This window comes from Paenibacillus sp. SEL3 (genome assembly GCF_054602585.1).
The window spans coordinates 1,545,487-1,558,607 of record NZ_CM137725.1; the positions used below are offsets into that span (position 1 = coordinate 1,545,487).

Sequence of the window (13,121 nt, forward strand, 5' to 3'; positions counted from 1 at the left end):
TCCATAATAAATGTGACATTTTCGATTGATCTATCTGTTTTTTCACCATAAAAAAGAGCCCCTCTTCGTTCGAAGGTTGTACCTCCGACATCTGCAAGAGAGACTTCATAGCGTTATACCTAGGGATTCTATCAACAGCCATCTGTTCCTCCGTTCTTTTGAACCCGATTACGATAGGAGGAAGGTGACATTCCAGCATACTTTTTAAATTTACTATGAAAATAATCTGCGTTCGCATACCCTACGCGTTCCGCCACCTGGTGTACCTTAATTCCTTGTGCAAGCAACTCCCTTGCTCGCTCAATCCTCACCTTATCCAGGTAGGCATTAAAGGCCTCGCCAGTATGACTTTTGAACAATTTGCCCAAATAGCCACTATTGTAATTAAACATATCTGCCAGTAACTCCAATCGCAAATTTTCATCATAATGACTATGAATAAAGTCAATCATTTGTTTCATGATGATGTCCTTGCCACCGGGATCAGTCTGTCCAATCCATTGCAACACATGCTCCAGCGAGTGATCCACCAGCTCGCCCAATGTGGAATAAGCATATACATCGGTTATAAAGCTGGAGTGCTCCTCCAGCACGGTTCGGCTGTGATCCTGTCCGGCTGCATACTTGTTCAACGCCAGTGTGAATGTTTGGGCGAACGCCGCCTTGATTGCGGATTCTGTACGATAAATACGTGGAAATTGGCCTTCCATTTCCTTAATGACACGGGTTGCAGCTGCACTATTAGCCATATCTAGCGCATAGTACAGCTTTTCTGCATAACGTATGGGATCATCTGTGACACTATCAGACGTTCCACTCATCTCAGTCTCGACTGTCTCCAATTTGTGTAGGTCTCCGGAAAGCATGACTCTTTCTGCCCGGAACAAAAACGTACGCTCTAACAATCGTAGTGCCTGCTCAAAAGATCTGGGAATGTCGCTAAGACTGGCTACAGGATCACCGGCAGCCACATAAATTTCCGTAGCCCACGCCTTTAGCTCCTGTCGCCAAGCAGCCAGTAACTGAACAGCATCTCTCTCCGTTTTTAACGTGGCGGGAAGCAAAAGACCCACATATATTCCAGCCTCAAACACGATACCTCTGCCTTGCTCATGGCACATTTCTGTTAGTCGCTGCTTTGCTGCCGACTGCCGGGCTTGCCGATCCCAGTCAGGTATACGTAAATCTATCAGAATAATCTGATAGCTACTCCAGTCCAATGCTGGTAACGCTGGCTGTTGTCCATGTTTTCCGTTACCGCTTTGATGTTCAGCCTGCTTGGATGCTCTGTGCAGAGAATTGCTGCTTTCTACAGCATTACGAGTATACTCTCGATGAACCGGAAACAATAGAGCTTCGATCCAATTACGCTCATGAGAAGGCGGACTTCCCCATTTGCCGACTTCTTTCTCATCCTCAATGTTTTGCCGTACCCGCTTCAACTCTGTCGTCATTTCTTCCTCATCAACTGGCTTCAGTAGATAGCCATCTACTCCGAAGCCCATGGCTTGCCGTGCATAATCAAAGTCTGCATATCCGCTTAATATGAGAAAATGATACGGCTCCCCGTTCTTTTCACGTATACTACGTATAACCTCCAGTCCACTCATCCCGGGCATACGAATATCTACAATGACTAGCTCCGGCCGATGCTCTCCGAACTTATCCAGAGCCTCGCGTCCATTCCCTGCCGTATCGACAATACGGAAGCCACAATCCCCCCAGTCAATAATGGAGGACAATCCTTCACGAATCGCTGGCTCGTCATCTACAATCATCGCTTTATACATTCGACTCTTCCTCCCTTGGTATGGAAAAGTATACGGTTGTTCCTACTTGTAATGCGCTTTCAATATGCAATCCATAACGTTCACCATACATCAATGTCAGACGTTGATGTACATTACGCAGGCCAATACTGCTCCCTTCTGGCTCATCCGTCCCCCTGATCCGAGCTAGCAGACGGGTCAGTTGCCCAGCTTCCATGCCGATCCCGTCATCTTCTACTTTAATTTTCAACTTTCTTTGTTCTATTGCAATATTTACCTTCACGGTAACCGGCTCTTCCTTATTTTCCAGTCCATGAATGACCGCATTTTCCACCAGCGGTTGTATGATTAAGGGAGGAATCGACATGTCCGTCGCATCTTCTTCCAAATTCACTTCATAGATCAAGCGATTTCCAAATCTGAACTGCTGAATTTGCAAATAGGATCGCACCATATCCAGCTCCTGTAGTACCGTCGTTTTACCACTGCCAATCTCCAGATTCCGGCGCATCAGCCTGCCAAGCAAACGCACCGTCGTTGCAATTTCCGCTTCCCCATTCAGATGTGCTTTCATTCGAATAGATTCTAATGCATTAAACAGAAAGTGTGGATTAATTTGGCTGGCCATCATTTTTAACTTGATATCCTTTTGTGCCAATTCCAGCCTGTTGTTGTGCTCACTCGTCTCATAGACCTGCGCCATGAGTTGGCGAATACTACTCACCATATAGTTGAAACGGCGGGATAAATCCCCGATCTCGTCCCTTCCCTCCACACTCGATACCACATGAAAATCGCCCGCGGCTACCTTACCCAGCTCATAGCTCAACCGCTGTAGGCGTTTGGTAATCAGCCAGGAAATGATGGTGATCAGAATCAGTGCCATAACCAGCACTGCAAGAACACATAAAGCACCAATCAGGCTGATTCGGTTGGCTCCCTGTACAATATGCTCCGTCGAAAACACTGAAATAATCGTAAATCCGCTCACACTGGAGGCGGGCAGCAGCTCATCCACGATGATGTTGGAGGGCATTCCGTTGATTTTCGCTTCATATATCCCCTTACCCGCACGCTGGACATCAAAGCCCAAATGTAAATCGCCCAACGTCTGCCCCACCGACTGCGGACGAGTAGCTGCGACCACAATCCCGTTACGATCCGCAATCAATGTTTCAAAAGGCTCCTTGCTCAGCATATGATTCAACTCGGTCTGGCTCAGCGATATCATCAGAACTCCCTTGGTATTGTATTCGGGAAATGGAATTTGCCGTACCAGGCTTAAGCGATTAACCGGGTTATCCTCCTTATCCTGAATGTAAAACCAGTTAATCGCCGTCCCCTTCAAAGCCGTCTGGAACCACTGCTGCCGCTCAATGTTAGAGTCCACTGGAATAAACTCCAGATTATTGACAAGCGTCGGATTGTACGAATAGAACCGGATGGTAGCAACTTCTCTATATTGCTGAGTATACTCATTAAAATCCTTGTATTGATGATACGCATTCATCAGCTCTACCATACCCGGATACCGTCGGTTCGCCATCTCCCTCAGCCTTTTATCGAACATGAGCCCATTTGAAATATCCGTTGGCACACGCAGTAAATTTGCCGTCTGGCTCTTGATCTTTTCCACATTGTTTACCGTCTGGGCAATTGCACTATTCAATGCCTGCTCTCGCAAATAAAAAGTTACGCAGCCGCCAACCACCAGCACCGGGATCATGACAATCAGTACGTAGGAGAACAGCAACTTATTCCGCATACGCATATTATTCATCAGAAGCCGTACTCCACGATTCATGCCATCCCCCCTTAAAATAAGCGCTTACATTTTTGTGTATTTTCACATCCTCCATCTCGATCAACATGTTTTCAGTTTAATGCTTCGTAACCTCTATATCTATATTTTTAGAAAATTTAAAAAATGTGGCGAACAGAGTCACCACACTTTACGATTCCTAAACTATTTACGTACAAAAGGTTCGATATGCACTCCCTGCGGTAGCTTGTGCGGATCTTCCGGGTTGATACGGTCATAGAACATAATACCATCCAAATGGTCCATTTCATGCTGTACAACAATCGCTGCATAACCTTTGAACGTCAATAGCTCCTGTGTTCCGTCTGGTAAAGTGGCCTTAATACGAATTTTTTCGTAACGCGGTACATATCCGGCTACGTACCGATCTACCGACAAGCACCCCTCACCCTGCTCCAAATAAATCATGGACGTGGAGTGGCTGACTAACTTCGGATTAAACAACGCATACTCTACCGTTTTGTCTCCATCTTCATAATAAATAGCGCACATTCTTTTGTTCAAACCTACCTGGTTTGCAGATAACCCCACACCCGGGCGCAGTTCATAGCGGGTAGCCAGCTCTTCATTTTGGCTATTTTTCAGATAATCCAGCATCCATTGCATCTGTTGAAGATCCTCTTCAGATAGTGGCAAGCATACCGGATCAACCTTCGTACGCAAAATAGACTCCCCTTCACGCACGATATCCTTCGTGAGAAGCATGTCCATCGATTGATTACTCATTCGTCAGCCTCGATTCATTAAAATAAATATATTTTCATGTGATGTACTGCCATGTAATATATGATGCGATGCAAAAACTGGGGAATTCCCCGGTTTTCTGCAAGTTTTATCCCATAAATTATATCTATTCATGAAATGAATTGTCAAAATAAAGCGACGTTTTTTTTGGGGGAAATTGGCGCAATAAAGACCTCTACGGGGGCGTCCTACTCTTTTAGATTAAGTCATTAAATATACACTGCCTTTATTATTTATCACATTAAATGATTTTGTCTCTATATAAAAGCCTCCTAAATCATTTCAATGATCAGGAGGCTTTTGAAAATAATTTTTCTTACTATTAAGATGGCTGCTCCAACGCACTTGGAGCTTCACTAAACAGCTTCGCCTTTGGATTCGGGTGTGTCCAGGTATTATAATATTGCGAGTTCTTGCCGTAGGAATTGTCAATGACAACGTGCGGCATATCAAGCAGGCAGGCCAGAATGTGACCGTGTAGCCGTGAAGTGCGAACCTCGCGATAAGAACTGAACAGCGTAACCGCCTTGTTCATGAGATGGTCTGTGTACTTGTACCAGAATGTACGCGTAGGCAACGGGCCACCGATTTTCTTATCCAGTCGGTAAAACTTCTGGAAATAGACGATTCCCTTCACTTCCAACGGAGTGAACAAAGTATCCCAGTCCAGCCGGTGAGCGGCATCTGCCTCGTCATCGAACTTCTTTTGTCCACCCACCGTTTCAATATCCGTACGCAGGAAATACAATACATCCTTCACGGTTTCCGTAGTCGGCTTCAATGGCCAGAGCTGGTGCGCCATATCAGGACATAGTGTGATACTGCACTGGTTCAGCTTGTCCTTAGCCCACTGATAAGAGCGTGTATCCCGCACAAACATATGTAGATCCGGGTGAGCATTAAACAGGGCAGCGACCTCATTAGCCTTCTGTTCAGATTGGAAGTGGATCGTTTGCGGCATAATCACAATTCGGTGGTCAGGGAAATCGCGAACGATGCGTTCCCGCAAATTTTGGTGATTTGAATAGAGATCGCCGAAGTTGCCGCCGCCGTGGCACACGATAATCCAGTCACCCGGAATTTGAAGCTGATCGGGAATATCCATGGCGCTATAACGAGCACGGACACGGATGCCATTATCCTTGAAGAACGCCTCGGTGCCTTTCATGATGAGTACATCCCCACCGTTATTATAGACGGGATAGTCGACATAAATGATATTCGAACCTTGGGGGACTACGTCGAGAATGACGCTCAGCTTATTTTTCAGTTTAGCCATGGGATGCAAATTCGGCATCTTTCAGTTCTCCCTTCCTGCGCTTCTTTTGTATAGTTTGAATGACAAATGTAATATCACTTTTATCAAAAATGATCCGTGATAGCGGAACATTGAAAAACATGGGGAACGAGAACAGTGAGAACGCCAACCGAACACAAGCGCCTACAAGCAAAGCAATCGCAATGCCATCCAGACCGAAGATCGGTGTACAAATAAAAAACAGACCGACGGTGATCGCATAGGCTACAATTTGCCGGAACAATACCAGTCCCGGACGCCCCAGCGCGTTAAAGGCCGAAGCCAGAATCCATGAGCCGCCACCAATGATACATTCCAGTGACAGCAGGTAGAACGTTAGCGATGCTTCCAGAAAAGCGGGGCCGTACAGCAAACCCAGCATGTATCGTCCAATGAAGAGAGCAGGCACAATGACGATTAGCATCGCAGCCATAGAGATGCGAAAAGCACGTCCTACCGTTTCGACAATCTTGCTGTGCTCCATTCCCGTAACCTTTGGAAAGGTAACGTTAGTGACGGCATTTTGCACTACATTGAACACACGAGACAAGGCGTAGACGACAGAGTACAGGCCGAACGCTTTGGGTGATAGCAGTGCCACAATAACGATTTTGTCCGTTTGTGTGGACAGCGTCCCCATCAACTCCATCCCGTAAACCCTCGCTCCATAGCTATAATAAGGACGAAGCACTTGGCGGCTGGTAAATGGGCGGAAAGTACGCAAATTCATATACTTGCGCAAACGGAGGAACGCCCACACTAGTGCAAGGAAACTCGCGGCAAAATTCACTGCTCCAGCCAGTTGCACATTGAGCAAGCCCATCAGCCACAGTGTCACCAGACCGATGAAATTCAGTAGTGGGTAGTAAAACAACAGGCCGTTATATACGCTAAATCGATCCAGCCCTTGCGACAATGCTGTCGTCAGCGCTGTAAGCACTGCCAGCGGTATGGCTGCCGCACAATAAAGCTGGGACAGTTGGATGATGTCCGCACCATAACCATTCAGCCACAGCGGCATGCATATCCAGGCCACCGCTCCTGCCAACAAGCTGGCAGGCAACTGAATCCAGAGCGACAACGCCAGCAATTCTTCCGTCGTGCCTGTTTTCTTCTTGATGTTATAAATTAACGACGTTGGTAACCCGAAGCTCAACACACTGCCGATCAGCGTAGGCCAGAACAGAACTGCCGCCAGTTCTCCTTTCCCCTCCACTCCGAGCATACGTGCGGTCAGGATGGAAGTCAGGGTCGTGACGATTAGCACAAAAAAATTGTTAAAGCTCGTGCGCATGATCGTTTTGGCGAGACTGTCACCCGTGAATACTTTCCTTGCTGCTGTCCATGTGCTCATGTTACGTCCAACTCCTGTTCCTTATTAAGCCTCTCGTCTCTATGCTCGCATCGCGTCTTTTGACGCACCTCCATCAGCCTACCGTTTTTTTGGAATTGCGTTCAGGCAACTGCCCCCCGCCAACAAGCTCCTTTGGACTTGAAAAGATTGCTTTCAACGCTCTTCTATAGCCTTGAATGGCAGTATGATTTTTCTTGGGCTTTTCTCTCAAAATCTGATACAACGTCGTCCAGTATAGCGCTGCATAACCAATCGGCCCAGATCCCTCATCACGCAGTAAATGAATATGATTCATCACACGCATATAAGTAACCTGCTCCATATTGTCGCGTGAGGACGGCGATTCGTGATGAAGCAGCGTAAGCGCCGGGTTAATGTATAACGGACCGCTTTTCATTGCGATGCGCGAAAGTAACAGATCCTCGCCTACGCTATAGCTTTGCAACCAAGGTACCGGCTCCAGACTGCGAATCGCCTCACGGCGAAATGACATATTGCAGCCATGAAAAAACTGGGTTCTAAACGTCTTCTTGGCCTTATGCCAGTTATACATCGAGCCGGACTGACCGCTGAGGGACAACCTCCCTTTGGACAAAGACTGCTGGAATGACAGCAAGCATCGAATCGTTCCCATGAAGCTGTTACTCATTCCCTGTGCAATACCGCCGACACCAGCAGCCTGCGGGTAAGCTTCATAGGTACGCATCAACTCATTTAAATAGTTGCTCGGCAACTCAACATCATCGTCAAGGAACAAAATAATGTCACCCTGCGCAAGTTCAGCTGTCTTTACACGAGATAACCATAATCCCGGCTGCTCCTTACGATGATATCGGTAGGTAATTCCTGCTCTGCCCAACTGACGCTCATAGCGTTCCAGCACATGCTTCGGCAGTTCTCCGTCATCAATAATCCATAGCTCGGTTTCACATGCCTCCGGTGCTCCCCCAATGGCAATTGAATTGATGCATCGGGTCAGATCGTCAACCCGATTTCGGGTGCACAGAGCAATGGACAAGCTTAACATCATACTCCCCCTTTATCCTGTCAATGTGTAAAAAAACAGATTACTGAACCGCCGGGCCTAAATATTCGTTATATTTTTGCTTGCGCGGGTTCAGAATGAACAACACCCCCTGCTTGTATCCATCTGCGGCATTAAAATTGCGACGCAGCGTTTCTTTGAGCATCAAGTAGGATAAGGTCCATAAAAGGGCTCCATACTGAATCACTCCAGCCTTTTTCAAGGCAAGAAAATAATAGTGGTTAATCGCTGTAGCCTTGGCTACTTTGCCCGCCTTATCGCGCGAGCTTGGAGATTCATGATGAATAATGGTTAAGTCAGGATTGATAACCAATTTGCCGTAACGGCTCGCCAACTGGCACATGTACAAATCATCAGCCACAGCATAACTGGTCATCCACGGATACGGCTTCATATCCCGAAGCGCATCCCTACGAAAGGACATATTGCAGCCATGAAAGAATTCTGTATCGAAAACCTCAGTTGCTTCGCCCCAACGCAGCAAAGAACCTGCCAGACTACTAGGCGAGAGCTTGCCGAGGGATGAAGACATCTGAAATGTCAAAACGCCCAGCAGCTTTCCTGCCCGGCTCGAATGTAATCCCTTTGCAATCCCTCCAACACCCACAATCGTTTTATCCTGATCATAGGTATCGAGCAAGCGCCGGATATAGAGTTTATCGTCCAGTTCTGCATCATCGTCAAAATACAGCACAATATCATACCGCACAAGGGACAAGGCCTCATAGCGAGATAACCAAACGCCGGGACGACTTTTTTTATAATATTTCAAAACGCTTTGAGGCAATCCGGATACCATGTGACGGTACTGCTCGATCTGTTGGTCGGAAATATCGCCGTCATCAACAATCAGCAGTTCTACAGCCGTATGCTCCAATTGCTGCTGTACTGCAATAGATTGTATACAGCGTGTCAGGTCTTCGATCCGGTTGCGGGTACAAATGATGATGGAGACATCGGACATGCCATTACCTCCTGTGTGTGTATCCAGATGCTTTGGAAGAGATATTCAAAGTTTTTCCAATTGCTGGATTATATATGTTTATTGTATCTTTGACAGCGTTTTAGTGTATATACCTCTTTTGTATACTTTTTCAGTCTCCAAAAGGGTAGACAATCCTCTAAAAAGAGCAAAAAAATAGGATTGGCTTCTAGTGCCAATCCTTATTTACCCTTGGAAGTCCAGAAACAACGTCGCATTCACATACCGACGTGCCATGGACAAAAAATAACTATTTTGCACCGCTACTGCTGCCACCAGCAAAGTATTACGCACTGCTTCACACTGGTTAGGGGTCAAATGCTGTAAACGACTGGTGTATTGATCAGCCGCCTGAACCAGCAACTCCTCTGTCGCACCTTCCTGACGCTGCTGTACTGTAACGGAATCTCCGTTATCCTTTACATAGCCTGCACCAGCAACATCGAGCAGTTGGTCTCCGTTCGCATCCAGCTCCTCAAACAAAGTTGAGTAGGCAGCGTACAAATCGACCGGCTGAATCAGATCGTCCGTATCATCTTCGGGCTGTTGGAACAGGATATGAAATAGCTGACGAATGGATTCAAAATCAAGACATGATTTTAAATCTTCTACAATGAGCAATATAGCTGCCTGGTTGACCGAGTATTTTTTGCCGATCTTCGGAGCGCCGAGAAATTCCTTGAAGTCGCGTTTGACCCAATTTTGCATAGATGCTAGTGACACATGGCTGTACTCGACTAGTTGCCCCAGGGAAACAATCTCTTGCAGCGAAAAGGCTGCGCTGTGCTTACCCTTGATGATTTTATCTAGCACAGGTGTCACATCGGTGTATAAAAATGTCGGCATCGCGCTCCCGGAGCGGGCGAGATGGCTATGAGTGCGCCTCCAGGCGTCCTGCAGAACGGCCAAAGGCTGCAATTCGCGGCGACCTTCCATGGCCAGCAGCAAATGGGCCATATCACGACGAGTAAGGGTAAAAGACTCCATCTGCTTTCCTCCCTTTATTACATTTCAAGTTCATTTGAACTCATCATACGCCCTCAAACTAGGCTTGTAAAGTGAAGCAATGAGACGTGCGGGTTCTATTATGCCTTATTTTCTGTGTAAATTGGAGGTAGGCGACCTGCTACGATTCCATATGAACCTTGTATATTTTCTTTTAAGTTCTTAAAATAAGTTCAAGTGAACTTAAAATGGAGTTCCTTAAAAAAATTGAACGAAAAAGGGATGAGTGAAAATTATATGGGTATAGGTGTCAGTCTATTTTTGTTTGCGGTGTTGATTTTATTTAGTGCTTTCTTCGTGGCTACCGAGTTTGCGATTATTAAAATCCGTTCCAGCCGGGTCGATCAGCTGGTTGTGGAGAACCGTAAAAACGCACTGGCGCTACAAAAGGTCGTCAATAATCTGGACGGCTACCTGTCCGCCTGTCAGCTTGGTATTACGATTACAGCGTTGGGACTCGGCTGGCTCGGTGAACCGACCGTAGTCAAATTGCTGGAGCCTCTCTTTCAACAGCTCAACATCAATGGGGATTTTTCACATATCCTGGCCTTTATTATTTCATTCGTCATTGTAACTTACCTGCACGTGGTGATCGGCGAACTGGCTCCCAAAACATTGGCGATCCGCAAAGCGGAAGCTGTCAGTTTGTTAACCTCTCCAGTCATCGTGTGGTTTAACCGGATTATGTATCCGTTTATTTGGCTCCTTAACGGCTCGGCCAATCGTCTGGTTCGTCTGTTTGGTCTTCAACCGGCTAGTGAGCATGAAGAAGCGCACTCTCAGGAAGAAATTCAGATCATTTTGTCCGAAAGCGTGGAAAGTGGTAAGATCAATAACACCGAATATGGCTACGTAAATCGTATCTTTGCTTTTGACGAGACCGTTGCCAAAGAAATTATGGTGCCACGTACAGATATGGTATGCTTGTTTACGAATCGCTCGCTAAAAGAAAACATGCTGACTATTCACGAAGAGCAGTATACCCGTTTTCCGGTGGCGACAGATAGCAAGGATCAGATCATTGGTATGATTAATACCAAACAGCTATTCCTTGAGTATGATCGCAATCCCGAGCTTGTTTTCGACAGCCTGATTCAACCGATCTTGACCGTTCCGGAAGTTATCCCCGTCAACACACTGCTGAAACGTATGCAGAAGGAGCAGGTTCATATCGCTCTCCTGGTCGATGAATACGGTGGAACCTCCGGTCTCATTACCATCGAGGACATTTTGGAGGAGATTGTTGGCGAAATTCGGGACGAATTTGATAAGGATGAACGGAAGGAAATCGAGAAACTGACGGAGAACAGTTATTTGATGGATGGTAAAGTGATGCTTTCCGATCTGAGTGATCTGACTGGCTTGACATTGGACGATGAAGACGTGGATACTGTCGGAGGGTGGGTGTATAGCCGGGTTCCGGAACCTAGACAGGGCAAGGAATTCATAGAAGAAGATGTGAAATTTATCATTCGTGAAATGGGTAAAAATCGTATTCGTCGGGTGGAGATTATTTTACACTACACATCCCCCGCATCTGAATTGGAAGCAGAATCGGACACTTCTTCCCGGGAATGAACCGTGTGACCTGAGCGTTTATCTTTGCACTTGACACTTGTGTTCACTCCTACTGAAATGACATATCTCCAGGGCAAACGGCTTAGGTCGTTTGCCCTGCACGCGTGTAAGGAGGAGCTAGTAAAGTGGATATTTTATCTTCTATTATTATGGGAATTATTGAAGGGCTGACAGAGTTTTTGCCGGTCTCTTCGACGGGTCACATGATCCTCACGGCTGATCTTCTAGGATTAAACACAGAGAATGATACGGTCAAAACGTTTGAGGTTATCGTGCAATTAGGTGCTGTGCTGGCAGTCGTCGTATTATACTGGCGCAGATTCCTGAGCCTGTTTGATTTCAGACGCAAAATCTCGAGTCAGCCACGTCTAAACCTGCTACATATTATTTTAGCCATGATCCCAGCTGGGCTAATTGGCGTACTGTTCCGTGATGTAATTAAGCAATACCTGTTTGGTCCTGAAACGGTTCTCTATAGTTTGGTCATCGGAGGCCTGTTGATGATTGCGGCCGAGAAATTTCATCCGCCCATTAGATCACATACGTTGGATGAGATCACGTACAAACAGGCTTTTACCATCGGTCTGTTCCAAGTCCTAGCTCTATGGCCAGGCTTCTCCCGTTCAGGCTCAACCATGTCTGGGGGCCTATTCGCACGTGTAAGTCATACGGCAGCCGCGGAATTTACATTCCTCGTATCGGTTCCGGTCATGCTGGGTGCATCGGGTATTGATATGATTAAAAGTATGGATCATCTGTCTATGAGTGATTTTCCGGTGTTCGCAGCAGGCTTTATTACTTCCTTTATCGTCGGGATGCTGGCGATCAAAACATTCCTCGGTCTGCTCAAACGCTTGAGTCTGACTACGTTCGCCATTTACCGCTTCGTGCTGGCGGCTGTGTTCTTTTTCATTATTTTATAAGCCATTGTTTGGTACCGATAACCACTAACTAAAAAGGGATATCCATAGGATCTGAATGATCAGCCTTGGATATCCCTTTTACTATTTTGCAGATAAGATAGATCGTACTGAACGATCCCTATCATGCGTTCTGATTATTGTTTGGATTCCAGCGTAGTCAAATATTCCGAGATTTGAGCTGGCGTTTTAGCGTATTTGCTGTGCAAATGAGCAATTTTTTCGCCATTTCGGAACACGAGCAGACTCGGAATGCCGCGCACTTGATTTTCGTCGGCAATCGGCTGGAATTTCTCCGCATCAAGCGCAAAGAAACGCTTATCCGCGTTTTCTTCTATAATGCCGTCCATAAATTTATCCAGTGTCTTGCAATCCGGACACCAGGTTGTATCAAATTTCACGACGGTCAGACCGTCACCGTTAATTAAATCCTGATATTGCTGCTGAGATTCGATGCGTTCCATTCGTTAGTCCCTCCTAGGTTGTATTTACAAAACATCTCCATATTCACATATGGAATTATATAAACGGAAGCTTATTCTTATATTGTAATGGTTCTTTTATAAATTGCAACTGGGACGGGTACATGTTTGACACTTGTCCCA

General features: G+C 46.2%; 11 protein-coding genes. 2 read left to right on the forward strand and 9 right to left on the reverse strand.

Annotated elements, in window-relative coordinates:
- Window positions 1-131: 131 nt before the first annotated feature.
- From ACYCS5_RS07405 to ACYCS5_RS07440, 8 genes are all read right to left on the reverse strand, one after another.
- Window positions 132-1,790 carry a response regulator gene (locus ACYCS5_RS07405; protein ID WP_459761008.1) on the reverse strand — a complete coding sequence of 553 codons (1,659 nt, stop codon included), beginning with the start codon at window positions 1,788-1,790 and terminating at the stop codon, window positions 132-134.
- Window positions 1,783-3,573 (reverse strand): cache domain-containing sensor histidine kinase, encoded by a 1,791-nt coding sequence (locus ACYCS5_RS07410; RefSeq protein ID WP_459761009.1) that lies wholly within the window; start codon window positions 3,571-3,573, stop codon window positions 1,783-1,785. The genes ACYCS5_RS07405 and ACYCS5_RS07410 overlap by 8 nt, the downstream gene beginning before the upstream one ends.
- A 162-nt stretch (window positions 3,574-3,735) precedes the next feature.
- Window positions 3,736-4,317, reverse strand: coding sequence for a peptide deformylase (gene def, locus ACYCS5_RS07415; protein ID WP_023990342.1), 582 nt, complete (start codon window positions 4,315-4,317; stop codon window positions 3,736-3,738).
- 340 nt (window positions 4,318-4,657) lie between these two features.
- Window positions 4,658-5,632 (reverse strand): polysaccharide pyruvyl transferase family protein, encoded by a 975-nt coding sequence (locus ACYCS5_RS07420; protein WP_340933206.1) that lies wholly within the window; start codon window positions 5,630-5,632, stop codon window positions 4,658-4,660.
- Complete coding sequence (locus ACYCS5_RS07425) at window positions 5,607-6,986, reverse strand: lipopolysaccharide biosynthesis protein (RefSeq protein WP_029519252.1); 1,380 nt, start codon at window positions 6,984-6,986, stop codon at window positions 5,607-5,609. Before ACYCS5_RS07425 ends, ACYCS5_RS07420 begins: the two co-directional genes overlap by 26 nt.
- A 73-nt stretch (window positions 6,987-7,059) precedes the next feature.
- Window positions 7,060-8,013 (reverse strand): glycosyltransferase family 2 protein, encoded by a 954-nt coding sequence (locus ACYCS5_RS07430; RefSeq protein ID WP_029519253.1) that lies wholly within the window; start codon window positions 8,011-8,013, stop codon window positions 7,060-7,062.
- A 40-nt stretch (window positions 8,014-8,053) separates the two neighbouring features.
- Entirely contained in the window at window positions 8,054-8,995 is a 942-nt protein-coding gene (locus ACYCS5_RS07435; protein ID WP_029519255.1) for a glycosyltransferase family 2 protein, read from the reverse strand.
- 204 nt (window positions 8,996-9,199) lie between these two features.
- A complete protein-coding gene (locus tag ACYCS5_RS07440) occupies window positions 9,200-10,000 on the reverse strand; it encodes a DUF1836 domain-containing protein (RefSeq protein WP_039273781.1) in 801 nt (266 codons plus the stop codon).
- A gap of 255 nt (window positions 10,001-10,255) precedes the next feature.
- On the opposite strand from ACYCS5_RS07440, the gene ACYCS5_RS07445 reads away from it, so the two are divergent.
- Together ACYCS5_RS07445 and bacA are read left to right on the forward strand one after the other, a co-directional pair.
- The gene (locus ACYCS5_RS07445; protein ID WP_176715730.1) at window positions 10,256-11,596 is read left to right on the forward strand and encodes a hemolysin family protein; all 1,341 of its coding nucleotides are present in this window, start codon (window positions 10,256-10,258) and stop codon (window positions 11,594-11,596) included.
- Between the two features lie 149 nt (window positions 11,597-11,745).
- Window positions 11,746-12,519: an undecaprenyl-diphosphate phosphatase gene (bacA, locus tag ACYCS5_RS07450; RefSeq protein ID WP_049817085.1), complete on the forward strand. Its 774-nt coding sequence runs from the start codon at window positions 11,746-11,748 to the stop codon at window positions 12,517-12,519.
- Between the two features lie 134 nt (window positions 12,520-12,653).
- Here the strand turns inward: bacA and ACYCS5_RS07455 are convergent, their stop codons facing one another.
- Window positions 12,654-12,980: a thioredoxin family protein gene (locus tag ACYCS5_RS07455; RefSeq protein WP_025721930.1), complete on the reverse strand. Its 327-nt coding sequence runs from the start codon at window positions 12,978-12,980 to the stop codon at window positions 12,654-12,656.
- Window positions 12,981-13,121 lie beyond the last annotated feature (141 nt).